The organism is Pseudomonas sp. FG35, assembly GCF_057809295.1.
The window spans coordinates 402,626-415,753 of sequence record NZ_JBMDJR010000001.1 but is presented as its reverse complement, the minus strand read 5'-3'; the positions used below and the strand labels follow the sequence as shown (position 1 = coordinate 415,753).

The 13,128-nt window shown below is 61.5% G+C and carries 13 protein-coding genes; 4 read left to right on the top strand and 9 right to left on the bottom strand.

Annotation, left to right across the window (positions count from 1 at the left end; genetic code table 11):
- Window positions 1-21: 21 nt before the first annotated feature.
- The 3 genes from ACODTD_RS01865 to gnd are packed head-to-tail and all read right to left on the bottom strand — an operon-like array spanning window position 22 to window position 3,328.
- Window positions 22-831: a Cof-type HAD-IIB family hydrolase gene (locus ACODTD_RS01865; protein WP_011334003.1), complete on the bottom strand. Its 810-nt coding sequence runs from the start codon at window positions 829-831 to the stop codon at window positions 22-24.
- Window positions 828-2,351, bottom strand: a complete 1,524-nt coding sequence (zwf, locus tag ACODTD_RS01860) for a glucose-6-phosphate dehydrogenase (protein ID WP_011334002.1) — start codon at window positions 2,349-2,351, stop codon at window positions 828-830. The genes ACODTD_RS01865 and zwf overlap by 4 nt, the downstream gene beginning before the upstream one ends.
- Window positions 2,348-3,328, bottom strand: a complete 981-nt coding sequence (gene gnd / locus ACODTD_RS01855) for a phosphogluconate dehydrogenase (NAD(+)-dependent, decarboxylating) (protein WP_221614707.1) — start codon at window positions 3,326-3,328, stop codon at window positions 2,348-2,350. The genes zwf and gnd overlap by 4 nt, the downstream gene beginning before the upstream one ends.
- A 271-nt stretch (window positions 3,329-3,599) precedes the next feature.
- Here gnd and ACODTD_RS01850 point away from each other — a divergent pair, with 271 nt between their 5' ends.
- The 4 genes from ACODTD_RS01850 to ACODTD_RS01835 all read left to right on the top strand — a co-directional run bounded on the left by ACODTD_RS01850 (window position 3,600) and on the right by ACODTD_RS01835 (window position 8,524).
- Complete coding sequence (locus ACODTD_RS01850; RefSeq protein WP_007957508.1) at window positions 3,600-3,782, top strand: DUF6026 family protein; 183 nt, start codon at window positions 3,600-3,602, stop codon at window positions 3,780-3,782.
- Between the two features lie 207 nt (window positions 3,783-3,989).
- Window positions 3,990-5,741: a phosphoethanolamine transferase CptA gene (locus ACODTD_RS01845; RefSeq protein WP_011333999.1), complete on the top strand. Its 1,752-nt coding sequence runs from the start codon at window positions 3,990-3,992 to the stop codon at window positions 5,739-5,741.
- 144 nt (window positions 5,742-5,885) lie between these two features.
- Window positions 5,886-8,132: a TonB-dependent siderophore receptor gene (locus ACODTD_RS01840; RefSeq protein WP_489104370.1), complete on the top strand. Its 2,247-nt coding sequence runs from the start codon at window positions 5,886-5,888 to the stop codon at window positions 8,130-8,132.
- Window positions 8,133-8,317: 185 nt separating this feature from the next.
- The gene (locus ACODTD_RS01835) at window positions 8,318-8,524 is read left to right on the top strand and encodes a hypothetical protein (RefSeq protein ID WP_201818332.1); all 207 of its coding nucleotides are present in this window, start codon (window positions 8,318-8,320) and stop codon (window positions 8,522-8,524) included.
- Between the two features lie 83 nt (window positions 8,525-8,607).
- Here ACODTD_RS01835 and ACODTD_RS01830 read toward each other — a convergent pair whose 3' ends face one another.
- The 6 genes from ACODTD_RS01830 to speB all read right to left on the bottom strand — a co-directional run bounded on the left by ACODTD_RS01830 (window position 8,608) and on the right by speB (window position 13,102).
- A complete protein-coding gene (locus ACODTD_RS01830; protein WP_197868189.1) occupies window positions 8,608-9,105 on the bottom strand; it encodes a GNAT family N-acetyltransferase in 498 nt (165 codons plus the stop codon).
- Window positions 9,106-9,203: 98 nt separating this feature from the next.
- Entirely contained in the window at window positions 9,204-9,785 is a 582-nt protein-coding gene (locus ACODTD_RS01825; protein ID WP_489104369.1) for a DinB family protein, read from the bottom strand.
- 18 nt (window positions 9,786-9,803) lie between these two features.
- On the bottom strand, window positions 9,804-10,922 hold the full coding sequence (gene zapE / locus ACODTD_RS01820; protein ID WP_489104368.1) for a cell division protein ZapE: 1,119 nt from the start codon (window positions 10,920-10,922) through the stop codon (window positions 9,804-9,806).
- Window positions 10,923-10,944: 22 nt separating this feature from the next.
- Complete coding sequence (locus tag ACODTD_RS01815) at window positions 10,945-11,286, bottom strand: nuclear transport factor 2 family protein (protein WP_007957516.1); 342 nt, start codon at window positions 11,284-11,286, stop codon at window positions 10,945-10,947.
- Between the two features lie 51 nt (window positions 11,287-11,337).
- Entirely contained in the window at window positions 11,338-12,054 is a 717-nt protein-coding gene (locus ACODTD_RS01810; RefSeq protein WP_064381780.1) for a helix-turn-helix transcriptional regulator, read from the bottom strand.
- Window positions 12,055-12,142: 88 nt separating this feature from the next.
- Window positions 12,143-13,102 carry an agmatinase gene (speB, locus tag ACODTD_RS01805; RefSeq protein ID WP_285355624.1) on the bottom strand — a complete coding sequence of 320 codons (960 nt, stop codon included), beginning with the start codon at window positions 13,100-13,102 and terminating at the stop codon, window positions 12,143-12,145.
- Window positions 13,103-13,128 lie beyond the last annotated feature (26 nt).

Below are 13,128 nucleotides of genomic sequence, written 5' to 3'. Positions count from 1 at the left end.
TCCCGTTTTTTTATACATAAATCAGCGCGGCAATATGTGCTGCTCGATGGCCTGCGCCACACCGTCCTCGGTGTTGCGCCCGGTCACCACGTCGGCCTGACGCTTCACCGCGTCCTCGGCCTGGCCCATGGCGATCGAGAGACCGGCAACATGGAACATCGCCGGATCATTGCCGCCATCGCCAATCGCCGCCGTTTGCGCCAGCGGCACACCGAGGTGTTCAGCCAGCGTGACCAGCGCCGAGCCCTTGTTGGCCTCGACCGCCGTCACGTCCAGGTACACCGGTTGCGAGCGCGACACCTGTGCCATGCCTTCGACCTTCGGCAGCAACCGCGCCTCCAGTTCGATCAGCAGCTCAGTGTTGTTGCTGGTCGCCACAATCTTGTCGATGCGCTCCAGATACGGCTCGAAGCTGTCGACCACCACCGGCGGATAACCGAGCCCATGCTGCTCGCGCGGCACCATCGGCCCGTGCGGATCCTTGAGCAGCCAGTCGCCACCGCTGAACACCCAGATTTCGACATCCGGCTGATCGGCGAACAGTGCCAGTGCGGTCAACGCTGCCGTGGCCGGCAGGTAATGCGCGACCAGAATGCTGCCATCCGGATTGACGATCGTGCCGCCATTGAACGCAGCGGTCGGCAGATCGACGCCCAAGGCTTCGATTTGTTGCAGCATCGCTTTGGGCGGCCGTCCCGTGGCGAGACTGAACAACACGCCCGCTTCGCGCAGCGAACGAACCGCGTCGATAGTGCGCTGACTCAGGCTGTGATCGGGCAACAACAGCGTGCCGTCCATGTCGCTCAACAGAAAACGGATCGGCTCACTCATCCGAGACCATGCCAGACGCGACCATCGCGAGTCAGCAGATCATCGGCGGCTTTCGGCCCGTCTTCGCCAGCGGCATAGGTTTGTACACTGGCGTCCTGTTGCCAGGCATCAAGGAACGGCTGTACCGCGCGCCAGCCGTTCTCGATGTTGTCGGCGCGCTGGAACAGCGTCTGGTCACCGGTCAGGCAGTCATAGATCAGGGTTTCGTAGCCGGTGGACGGCTGCATTTCGAAGAAGTCCTTGTAGGCGAAACCCAGCTCGATATTGGCCATGTTCAGCGCCGGCCCCGGCCGCTTGGCCAGCAGGTCGAACCACATGCCTTCGTTGGGCTGGATCTGGATACGCAGGTAGGTCGGCTGCAATTCGTCGACCTCGGTATCGCGGAACTGCGCATACGGCGCCGGTTTGAAGCAGATGACGATCTCGGTGTCGCGCACGCTCATACGCTTGCCGGTGCGCAGGTAGAACGGCACGCCGACCCAGCGCCAGTTGTCGATCATCACTTTCAGCGCCACGTAGGTTTCCGTGGTGCTGTCGGGCGAGACGTTGTTCTCATCGCGATAACCGGACACCGGTTTGCCGGCGACTTCACCGGCGCTGTATTGACCGCGCACCGAGTTTTCCCGTGCTTCCTCGGTGGTCCAGGGCCGGATCGCACCGACGACCTTGGCCTTCTCGCCCCGCACCGCATCGGCGCCGAACGCCGCTGGCGGTTCCATCGCGACCATGGCCAGCAACTGGAACAGGTGATTGGGCACCATGTCCCGCAGGGCGCCAGTGTGCTCGTAAAAACTGCCACGGGTTTCGACGCCGACGGTTTCGGCGGCGGTGATCTGCACGTGGTCGATGTAGTGGTTGTTCCAGAACGCTTCGAACAGGCTGTTGGAGAACCGGCTGACCAGAATGTTCTGCACGGTTTCCTTGCCCAGATAGTGATCGATCCGGTAGATCTGCTTTTCCGACATGACCTTGAGCAGGCAGGCGTTCAACGCCTCGGCGGTTTGCAGGTCGGAGCCGAACGGTTTTTCGATCACCACCCTTCTAAAGGCTTCCGCGGTTTCTTCGAGCAATCCGGCGCTGCCGAGACGGCGCACCACTTCGCTGAAGAAACGTGGCGCGGTGGCCAGGTAGAACACCGCATTGCCAGTGCCGCTGTCGGCGATTTTCGCCGCCAGGGCTGAATAAGTGCTGTCGTCCAGGAAGTCACCCTGGACGTAGCTGATGCCTTTGGCGAGCTTCGCCCACAAGGCCGGATCAAGCATCTGATCGCCCTTGCCGACTTTCGCTGCCACTTCGGTGCGGATGAAGTCTTCGAGCTTTTGCGCGAAGGCTTCATCGGTGATGGCGTTGTGGTCAACGCCGACGATCCGCAGGCCATCATCCAGCAGGCCGTCGCGACTCAGGTTGTACAGCGCCGGCATAAGCAGGCGCTTGACCAGATCACCGTGGGCGCCGAACAGAAACAGCGTGGTCGGTGGCGCGGGTTCTGCCTTGGATTTTCTGCGGATCGTATGGGTCATTTCTTCGGAGTCTCCACATGGCCGCCGAAGCCGAAGCGCTGGGCCGAAAGAATCTTGTCGCCGAAAGTGCCCTGGCCGCGGGAGCGGTAGCGCGAGAACAGCGAGTTGGACAGCACCGGTACCGGCACCTTTTGTTCCATGGCCGCTTCGATGGTCCATTGACCTTCGCCGCTGTCGGCCACGGAGCCGGAGAAGCCGTCGAGTTTCGGGTCGACCGCCAGGGCATCGGCGGTCAGGTCGAGCAGCCACGACGACACCACGCTGCCACGACGCCAGACTTCGGCGATATCGGCCACGTTCAGGTCGAAACGCTGATCTTCCGGCAGGAGCTCGCTGGACTTGGTCTTGAGGATGTCGAAGCCTTCGGCGAAAGCCGCCATCATCCCGTACTCGATCCCGTTGTGGATCATCTTCACGAAGTGACCGGCACCGGCGGGACCGGCGTGGATGTAGCCGTGCTCGGCACGGTGGTCATCGGACTTGCGGTCCTTGGTGCGCGGGATATCGCCCATGCCCGGCGCCAGCGCGGCGAACAGCGGGTCCAGACGCTTAACGGTCTCGGCATCGCCGCCGATCATCATGCAGTAGCCGCGCTCCAGGCCCCAGACGCCGCCGGAGGTGCCGACATCGATGTAGTGCAGGCCCTTCTCGGCCAGGGTCTTGGCCCGACGGATGTCGTCCTTGTAGTTGGTGTTGCCGCCATCGATGATCGTGTCGCCCGCCTCGAGCAGCGTGCTCAGGGTTTCGATGGTGTCTTCAGTCGGTGCGCCGGCCGGCAGCATGACCCACACCGCACGCGGTTTGGCCAGGCCTGCGACCAGTGCAGGCAGGTCGGCGACGCCGGTAGAGCCCTCGGCGGCCAGGGTATCGACAAAGGCGGTATTGCGGTCGTAAACAACGGTGGTGTGACCGTTGAGCATCAGACGTCGCGCAATATTGCCGCCCATGCGGCCCAGTCCAATAATCCCGAGTTGCATGTGCTGATGCTCCTTACTACAAATAAAAGTGTGTCAAAGGTATAGCCCAACGCGACTAATGGAGGTTAGTCCAGAGCGTCGGGTTGAAGTTTCCGTGCATTGTGCCCGATCCAGACTGATAACGTCTGGAAACGTGCCGAAGACACAACGACCATGAAAAATAAAAAAGTTCCATTCACGAGCAAAAGAAATCAAAATCGGCGCCGATAGCAGGTCAAGGCCCGAAACGGGGCTGATCTGCAGTTGAGACACGCCATTTGCGAGGTGAGCAATGGGCACAGTACACACAGCAATGCCGCCACAAACCCTCTACGTCACCATCCGTCGCGATGAATTGCGGCAGTTGAAAGATGAACGCGATCAGCTCAAGCAGGAACTCGCGCAATTGCGCCTGCTGACCCAGGGCGCCGAGCCACAGCCTCTGCCGCGCGTACAGCGCTCGCCCCACGCCTGATCTCCCCCCGCTTCGGGAGCGGTCTTCGCCGTTCCCGACATGCTGCACCTCTGGCCTTTATCGGCAACTAACAAAGTTTTCACATTCGCTTGTTGATACTCCGGCGCATTCTGGCCGTGCCTGTGTGCACGGCTTCCGTTCGTCGGGTTCATGCGCCGTTGCATGAGGCGCCCGGCGGTGGATGTGACGACTGAGCTGGAGTGCTGAATGGCGGTGTTCAAACGCAGCAAAACGACTGCGACAGGTTTCGACTGGGCCGGTTTCATCTGGCTGTTCGTGTTCTTCTGGTACTTCTCCGGTATCACCCAACTGCTGATCCAGTTGACAGGCACCTCAGGGTTTACCGGGTTCCGCCAGGCTTTCGTGATGAGCGCTGTGTGGCTCGCGCCGATGCTGCTGTTCCCCAAACGCACCCGAGTGCTCGCCGCGCTGATCGGCGTGGTGCTGTGGGCCTGCTCGATGGCCAGCCTGGGTTACTTCTTCATCTACCAGCAGGAATTTTCCCAGAGCGTGATTTTCATCATGTTCGAGTCGAACGTGTCCGAAGCCGGCGAGTACATGACCCAGTACTTTGCCTGGTGGATGGTCCCGGCGTTCCTCGCGCACACCGCATTCGCGTATTTCCTGTGGACCCGCCTGCGTCCGGTCTACCTGCCCCGTGGCCGGGCATTTGTTGCCGCCATGGCGATTCTGGTGGCCGTGATCGGTTATCCGCTGGTCAAGCAGACCATGCGTACCGGCAGCTTCGCCCAAGGCTTCGAGAAATTCGAAACCCGCATCGAGCCGGCCGTACCGTGGCAGATGGCCGTGGCTTATCACCGCTATCAGGAAACCCTGGCCGACATGCAGGGCATGCTGCACAGCGCGAGCAAGATCCCACCGCTGAAAAACCTCAAGGACTCGGGCGCCAACCAGCCGGCGACTCTGGTGCTGGTCATCGGCGAATCCACCAACCGCCAGCGCATGAGCCTCTACGGTTACCCGCGTAAAACCACGCCGGAACTGGACAAGCTCAAGGATCAGCTGGCGGTCTTCGACAACGTCATCACCCCGCGCCCGTACACCATCGAAGCGCTGCAGCAGGTGCTGACCTTCGCCGACGAAGAGAACCCGGACCTGTACCTGTCCACGCCGTCGCTGGTCAGCATGATGAAACAGGCCGGCTACAAGACGTTCTGGATCACCAACCAGCAGACCATGACCAAGCGCAACACCATGCTCACGACGTTCTCCGAACAGGCCGACGAGCAGGTGTACCTGAACAATAACCGCAACCAGAACGCCGCGCAGTACGACGGCGACGTGATCGAGCCGTTCAACAAGGCGCTGGCCGATGCGGCGCCGCGCAAGTTGATCGTCGTGCATCTGCTCGGTACACACATGAGCTACCAGTACCGTTATCCGCCGAGCTTCGACAAGTTCCAGGATCGCAACGGCGTTCCGGCCGGTGTGCGTGACGATCAGGTGCCGACCTACAACAGCTACGACAACGCGGTGCTGTACAACGACTTCGTGGTCTCGAGCCTGATCAAGGACTACGCCAAATCCGATCCGAACGGCTTCTTGTTGTACCTCTCCGACCACGGTGAAGACGTGTTCGACTCGGTGGGCCACGGCACTCTGGGTCGCAACGAAAACAAGCCGACGGCGCCGATGTACACCATTCCGTTCATGGCCTGGGCCTCGCCAAAATGGCGGGAAACCCATGACTGGAGCTTCGCCGGGGATCTGAGCCGCCCTTACAGCAGCTCGCACCTGATCCACACCTGGGCGGATCTGGCCGGTTTGAGTTTCGATGAACTGGATCGCAGCAAGAGCCTGGTCAGCGACAGCTTCAAGCCGCGTCCGCTGTTGATCGGCAATCCTTACGAACGCGAACAGCGGGCACTGATCGACTTCAGCCTGATGAAGCCAAAAAAACCGGCGGCAGCGACCACGGAAGTGGTGTTGCAGCAGTGATGAAAAGGGCCGGAAACGGCCCTTTTTTCATACAATCGAAACAGTTTCAAATAACAATATTTCTCGTTTGAGACTAAATCGCACCGCTCGCCTTCGTCTTTGAGCAAAAGGAATTTTTCCCTCGAAGACAAGGAGTCGGCTGCGATGTTCGCGCCCATCACCCGTTCCATGACCCTCACCCTGGGCCTGTGCAGCGTTGCATTGAGCCCGGATCTGCTGGCTGAAACCGACACAGAAAAACAGTTGCCCCCCGCTACACCGGCGCTGGAGCTGGCCTCCACGAACATCGCCGCCCAAGGCCTGGGCAGCACCACTGAAAACACCCACGCCTACACCACCAGTGCCATGAGCACGGCAACGCGGTTGAACCTGTCGTTCAAGGAAACCCCGCAGTCAGTGTCTGTGGTCACTCGTCAGCAGATGGATGATTTCAAGCTCGGTACATTGACCGAGGCCATGAGCCAGACCACCGGCGTCGTGGTGCAGCACTACGACTCGGATCGGGTCAACTATTCATCCCGTGGCTACTCGATCAACAACTTTCAGGTTGACGGGATGCTCAACACTTTCAGCCGAATGAAGTCCGATTCCGACACGATCATCTACGACCGGATCGAAGTGGTACGGGGCGCCACCGGCCTGACCACCGGCGCAGGTGATCCTTCTGCCACCATCAACATGGTGCGCAAACGCCCCACCGCGCAGTTGCAGGCGCTGGCCGGCGTCAGCGGCGGCAGTTATGACGATTACTACAGTTACGTGGACGTGGGTGGTCCGCTTGCCTTCGATGGCCGTTTGCGCGGCCGCAGCGTGCTGGCCTATCGCGACAGCCAGTCGATTCGCGACCACTACGCGCTGCAACGGGAAGTCGGGTACGGCATCCTCGAGGCCGATCTGACAGAGTCGACCGTGCTGGCTGTCGGCTACGACTACCAGGACAAGCAAGTACAAGGCAGCTCCTGGGGCACTGTGCCGTACTGGAATGCCGACGGTGGCAAGGCGCGCCTCGGCCGCTCGACCAACATGGCGACGTCGTGGAGCTCTTGGCCGATCAAGGACAAGACAGCATTCGCCACCCTCGATCAGGCGCTGGCGGGCGGCTGGCACCTGAAAGCGGCCTACACCCATCGCCAGAGCGATACCGACGGCAAGGTGTACTACGGCGGAACCGGTTTCCCCGCGGACGACCGCAGCGGGATGGCAGCCTACATGTCGCATATGATCGGCACGCAGAAGATGAAGACTTACGACTTCAACGTGTCGGGCCCCTATGCGCTGTTCGGTCGCGAACACGAAATGATGTTCGGATATGGCGAAGCCGAGCGCAGCGAGCGCTCCCCTTATACGATCGACGGCCCGGTGCCGCCGGGTTACGGACGGATCCGCGACTGGAAATACATGGGCGATATCGCCAGATTCCCCGACACCGTCACAGGCTTGACCGGCTCCACCTCCAGCACCCGCCAGAAAGCCGGTTACCTGGCCACACGCCTGAGTTTCACCGACGACTTGCACGCGGTACTCGGCAGCCGTTACGGCAGCTGGAAAGCGTCAAAAGCCGACAATACGTTTGACGACAAGCTGCAAGTGAGCGCTGTCGACGCGAGCCGCCAGCAACACAACGACATGTGGACGCCGTACGCGGGACTGCTCTACGACCTGACGCCCGAGTACACCGTGTACGCCAGCTACACCGACATTTTCAACCCTCAGGATTACCGCGATGCCAATCGCAAATTCCTTGAGCCGGTCGTCGGCAGCAACTATGAAATAGGCCTCAAGGGCAGCCTGCTCGACGAGCGCCTGAACCTGGCCACGGCCGTGTTCTGGAGCAAACAGGACAATGTCGCCGAAGTTGATGATTCGGTATTACCGGATCCGGTCACCGGTGAGGAGTTCTACAAGTCGGGCGGCAAAGGCAACAAGGTCAACGGTTTCGAAGCCGAGGTTTCGGGTGAAATCCTGGATGGCTGGAACATGACCGCCGGCTACACCTACACCCACTCGGCCAACGGCGAGAAACAACGCAGCAACACCAACCAGCCGTTGAACATGTTGCGCCTCTCCACGGCCTATCGCCTGCCCGGCAACTGGAATGCCCTGACCGTGGGCGGCGCCGTGAGCTGGCAGAGTGACGTCTATGGCAATTCCAATCGCCCGGTCGGGCGCGGTGCCAATGGGCGGGTCATCACCGAACGGACCCGGATCAGTCAGGGCGCTTACTCCGTGGTCAAGCTGATGTCGCGCTACGAGTTCGACAAACACCTGTCGGCGTCCCTCAACGTCGACAACCTGTTCGACAAGAAGTATTACGACAACGTCGGCTTCTACAACGGCGTGTTCTGGGGCGATCCTCGAACCGTGACGCTGAGCCTCGACTGGAAACTCTGACGCCCTTCCCTTGCGATCTGCACGCGTCATTCACGCGTGCAGCGCTTGTCCGATACGCCGTGGAAACACCCGGTAAAACCTAAACTGAACGAGCGTTAACCTCTTGTTAATGCCCTCGACGGACACTGCGCCCCGAGGACCAGATTCATGGACGAACGGCTCCGACATTTTTCGTAGGAGGCACCATGAAAACCACGACTGCAATCCTTGCCGGTCTACTCACATTGGCATCCGCCAGCGCATTCGCCGAAGGCGGCGCCGAGCGCATGAGACATTACTGGGCCAATTTCCCGGTTCATTCCGCACAGAGCCAACAGGCTGAAGCGAAGACCCACGAACTCAAGGTTCCGGACGACCAGACCGCTCAGGTCACCGAGTCCTATCGCCCTTGAGCGAACGCTTTACCGATGGACCTGCGATGGCACCGCTCTGGCCCCGCAGATGACAGTTGGGCGCCCTGTTCGGGCGCCTTTTTTTATGCCTGCAGCTCCTTGATCCAGAACAGCATGCGCCCGTGACTCGGGTCGAACATGCCCGGCGCGAAGCCGAATTTGGCATAGGAATTTTGCGCCACGGCGTTGCCCTCAAGCACTTCCAGAGTGATCTTGCAGCAACCACGCTGACGGGCAATGTCCTCGACCTTGCGCAGCATTTTCTGACTCAGCCCCAGACCGCGAAACTTCGTCACCACTGACACGTCATGCACGTTGACCAGAGGTTTGCAGGCAAACGTGGAAAACCCTTCAAAACAGTTCACCAGCCCCGCCGGCTCGCCACCGACAAACGCCAGGACGCTGAACGCGTGGGGCCGCTTGGCCAGTTCGGCGGGCAATTGCTGCAACAGTTCGGGGGCAATGGGATGGCCGCCACCCATCGGGTCTTCGGCGTAATGATTGAGCACCACACCGATGGCCTCGGCATGCACCGGGTTGGTGTAACTGGCTTGAAGCACAAGAATTTCTGCGGAATCCATTTCCTTCCTCGATCGCACGGGGCCCCGGCGCGTTTGATACGCACTGATAGGCTCGGCGACCTTAGCGCGAGGCAGGCCCCGGCGACAACCCGGCGTTTTCAGTGCCCCCAGACAAGCTCTTCGGTCCAGCCCAGTTCGGCGAAATCCTCGGCTCGCAGACCGGACTCGCCGACACAGAAAAACTCGTCCAGTTGAGGTGGCTTCACCGAGGTGCCGCTGAGCATGGCGTGGACCTGGCCACGATGGTGAATCTGATGTTCGAACAGGTGCGAGATCATCCGCAGACGACTGTCGTGCTGTGGCGTGTCGCGGGCGATGGTGACAATGCGCCCCAGATCGGCATCGCGCAGTTGCTCGCAGTAGGCGATCAAGCGGCGGTCGACATGGGCCTGCTCACGGCGCAAGGCCTGCGCCTCGGTGAAGGGTTCGTCAGCGTTGAAGAACACGTAGCAATCGGGATGCGGTTCGTCACCGCGCAACTCACGCTCCAGCGCGTCGACATAGAACCAGTCGCAGGTAAGGATGTGATTGAGGGTCAGGCGGATGCTCGGGAAGAAACTGACCCGTGGCGCCGCCAGCTCCGTGCCGTCGAGCTGGCTCCAGGCCTTGGCCAGTCGATGATTGGCCCAGGCATTCTGATAAGCCATGGTCAGCAAATGATGGGACAGTGGCTGAGTCATGTCGCGCCCTCCGTGTTTTCAGGTCTCGGCGAAGCGTTGCAACTGCATCTCCTGCAAGCGGCTGAGGGTCCGGCGGAACGGGAATTCCAGATAGCCCTCGGTGTACAGCGCGTCCATCGGCACTTCGGCCTCGATGTACAGCGGCACTTTCCGGTCGTAGCACTCGTCGACCAGTGCGATGAAGCGGCGCACGCCGTCGTCGTGCACGGACAGTTGCGGCAGTTCGCGATCGCCGGCCACCACCCGCTCCGCGCCGTCCTCGGTGCCACGGGCAATCCGCCCTTCGCGTTTTTTCGCACTGAGGTTCGGCACCTCGCTCAACAGGATAGCCCGGTAGGTGTCGCACAGCGCGATGAAATCCATGGCGGCGAAGGGTTGCTCGCACAGGTCGGCGTAACGGCACCACAGCACCGAATCGCTGGCCTGCACCACGCTCAAGGCGCGGTAACCCACCGGCACCGGTTCGGCACTGACGGTTTGCCCGGCGGCCAACGCGTCGAACACCTGGCTCAACGCGCTACCCTGCTCCGGCAGAGCGACCCAGTAACGCTGCTCGATGGCGCCGGGATGCAAGCGATGATCTTCCGCGCCATTCACCGCGACCACTTGCATGTGCTGTTTGATCGCGGTGATCGCCGGCAGGAAGCGGTCGCGGTTGAAGCCGTCGGCATACAGCTGATCCGGCGGCAGATTGGAGGTGCAGACCACCACCACGCCTGCGTCGAACATCACCTGAAACAGGCGCCCGAGAATGATCGCGTCACCGATGTCATTGACGAACAGCTCATCGAAACACAGCACCCGCACCTCGGCCGCCAGCTCACGGGCCAGCGCCCGCAATGGATCGGCGATCCCGGTCAACTGAAAGGAGCGCTGATGCACCCAGCCCATGAAGTGATGAAAGTGCTGCCGCCGCGCCGGCACCCGCAGGCTTTGGTGGAATTGATCCATCAGCCAGGTCTTGCCACGCCCGACCGGGCCCCACAGGTAAACGCCGGTGACCGAACGGGCACCGGCGTGCAGGGCTTCATGGCATTTTTGCAAGGCCCAGACCGCGTGTTCCTGGGCTTCATCCTGGATGAAGCCCTTGTGGTCGACGGCGTATTGCCAGGCGCTCAAAGGGGAGTCGAAAGTCATGCGCGGCAGTATGCCACGATGGCTACAGGGAAATATCCAGCCGAGCGATTTTGCCCTGTTCGTTGAGCCGGAACGTGTAGCGCAACTCCAGCGGGCTGCCGGGGAACGTTCCGGAGATCAGCCCTTGCACCAGCACCTTGCCGGTGCGCTGCTGGACGCCCAGCACTTCGACCCGCGGCTGATAGCGCTGGGCGGTGTCTTGCATCCAGTTGGCGATGGCCTGCGGGCCGACCTGATGATGGCCTTCATCGAACACGTGGGCATCCTCGGCAAAAAAACTGCCGACCCGGGACGTATCGCGAGCATTGGCGGCGTTGATGTATTCAACGATGGCCGGGGCGAGGATCGAGGTGGGGTGGAACATGATTACAGCTCCTTTTTTCGGGTTCTGTCGCCATCCTAGAACAGCCCTGCGTCAATTCCTGTCAGGAGTGAAACGGCCGTTTTCGTCCAGTTGCATCAGCCGCTGCCAGGTGCGCAACAGGTCGCTGCGCCGCCCCGGATAGCGCTCGCCCTGGAGACTGGCGGCGGCAATCCGGTCGGTGCGAAAGGTGCGATAGGCGCCGCGCAACTCGCACCACGCGACGATGATCCGCACCTCGTTGAGAAAGCCCAGCGCCAGCGGCCAGATCAAGCGCTGGCTCTGCACCTGCTGCGCATCGGCGTAATCGATGTGCAGCTTGGCCTGATCGCGGATCGCATGGCGGAACACATTCAACGGCACCGCGTTTTGCGGAAAGCCGTAGCCCGGCGGCCCGGGCATGACGGTTGGATTGCGCAGCGCCTCCTGGGCCTGGGGGTCCAGCACGGCAGCGATTTTCGCCAGCGCGTCGGCGGCGGCTTTGCTCAGCACCTCGTCGCCACGCTGATCAACATAACGCAGGCCCAGCACGATGGCTTCGGTCTCGTCGGCGTTGAGCATCAGCGGCGGCAGAAACAGGCCGCTGCGCAGCACATACCCGATGCCCGCCTCGCCATGGATCGGCGCACCGAGTGCGGTCAGTTCGGCGATGTCGCGATAGAGGGTGCGCTCGGAAATTTCCAGCTCGGAGGCCAGCGTCGCGGCGGTCACCGGGCGCTTCTTGCCACGCAGCACTTGCAGCAGGGTCAACAGGCGAGTGGTTCGCGACACGGTGTGAGGCTCCGGAGAAAAATTTGCCGGAGCTTAGCAGAGCCTGGTGTCAGAAATTGTCAGGAGCTTCCACCAGGCTCGGAGGGGATCACGCGTCGACTTTGTGCCGGGCCGCGTACAGGCAAAGCATCTCCATGGCCAGCGTCGCCGCCGCCAGCGACGTCACGTCCGCATGGTCGTAGGCCGGGGCCACTTCCACTACGTCCATGCCCACCAGGTTGATCCCGCGCAAGCCGCCAAGGATCTCCAGCGCCTGCACCGTGCTCAACCCGCCGCACACCGGGGTCCCGGTGCCCGGTGCGAAAGCCGGATCGAGGCAATCGATGTCGAACGTCAGGTACACCGGGTTATCCCCGACCCGCGCACGAATCGCCTCGATGATCGCCTCGCATCCACACCGATGCACCTGCCGCGCGTCCAGCACCTGAAAGCCCTGATGATCGTCATTGGTGGTGCGCAAGCCGATCTGCACCGAACGCGCCGGATCCACCAGCCCTTCCCGCGCCGCGTGCCAGAACATGGTGCCGTGATCGACCCGCTTGCCACCCTCGTCCGGCCAGGTATCGCTGTGCGCATCGAAGTGGATCAGCGACAGCGTGCCGTGCTTGCGCGCATGGGCCTTGAGCAGCGGATAGCTGATGAAGTGATCGCCGCCGAAGGTGAGCATGGCGCTGCCGGAGCTGAGAATATGCTCGGCGTGGGCCTCGATGCTGTCCGGGATGGTGTGCGGCGAGCCGTAATCGAAGTCGCAATCGCCGTAGTCGATCACCGCCAGATGATCGAACGGGTCGAACGCCCATGGCCAGTGCCGTTCCCAGGCAATCCCGGTGGACGCCGCACGAATCCCGCGCGGTCCGAAACGCGCGCCGGGACGGTTGCTGGTGGCGGTGTCGAACGGCACACCGCTGACCGCCACGTCCACGCCGCGCAGGTCGCGGCTGTAGCGCCGGCGCATGAAACTGGTTATCCCGGCGTAGGTACTTTCGGCAGCGGTGCCGTAGAGGCTGTTACGGGTCAGGGCCTGATCGTTTTGCGTTGGCACGTCCATCGGTGTGCTCCTGTTGTTAGGGAAGG

Bases quoted from the DNA above. Each gene is read 5' to 3' on its own strand.
- ACODTD_RS01865 (WP_011334003.1), bottom strand. From the start codon at position 831: ATGAGTGAGCCGATCCGTTTTCTGTTGAGCGACATGGACGGCACGCTG.
- zwf (WP_011334002.1), bottom strand. From the start codon at position 2,351: ATGACCCATACGATCCGCAGAAAATCCAAGGCAGAACCCGCGCCACCG.
- gnd (WP_221614707.1), bottom strand. From the start codon at position 3,328: ATGCAACTCGGGATTATTGGACTGGGCCGCATGGGCGGCAATATTGCG.
- ACODTD_RS01850 (WP_007957508.1), top strand. From the start codon at position 3,600: ATGGGCACAGTACACACAGCAATGCCGCCACAAACCCTCTACGTCACC.
- ACODTD_RS01845 (WP_011333999.1), top strand. From the start codon at position 3,990: ATGGCGGTGTTCAAACGCAGCAAAACGACTGCGACAGGTTTCGACTGG.
- ACODTD_RS01840 (WP_489104370.1), top strand. From the start codon at position 5,886: ATGTTCGCGCCCATCACCCGTTCCATGACCCTCACCCTGGGCCTGTGC.
- ACODTD_RS01835 (WP_201818332.1), top strand. From the start codon at position 8,318: ATGAAAACCACGACTGCAATCCTTGCCGGTCTACTCACATTGGCATCC.
- ACODTD_RS01830 (WP_197868189.1), bottom strand. From the start codon at position 9,105: ATGGATTCCGCAGAAATTCTTGTGCTTCAAGCCAGTTACACCAACCCG.
- ACODTD_RS01825 (WP_489104369.1), bottom strand. From the start codon at position 9,785: ATGACTCAGCCACTGTCCCATCATTTGCTGACCATGGCTTATCAGAAT.
- zapE (WP_489104368.1), bottom strand. From the start codon at position 10,922: ATGACTTTCGACTCCCCTTTGAGCGCCTGGCAATACGCCGTCGACCAC.
- ACODTD_RS01815 (WP_007957516.1), bottom strand. From the start codon at position 11,286: ATGTTCCACCCCACCTCGATCCTCGCCCCGGCCATCGTTGAATACATC.
- speB (WP_285355624.1), bottom strand. From the start codon at position 13,102: ATGGACGTGCCAACGCAAAACGATCAGGCCCTGACCCGTAACAGCCTC.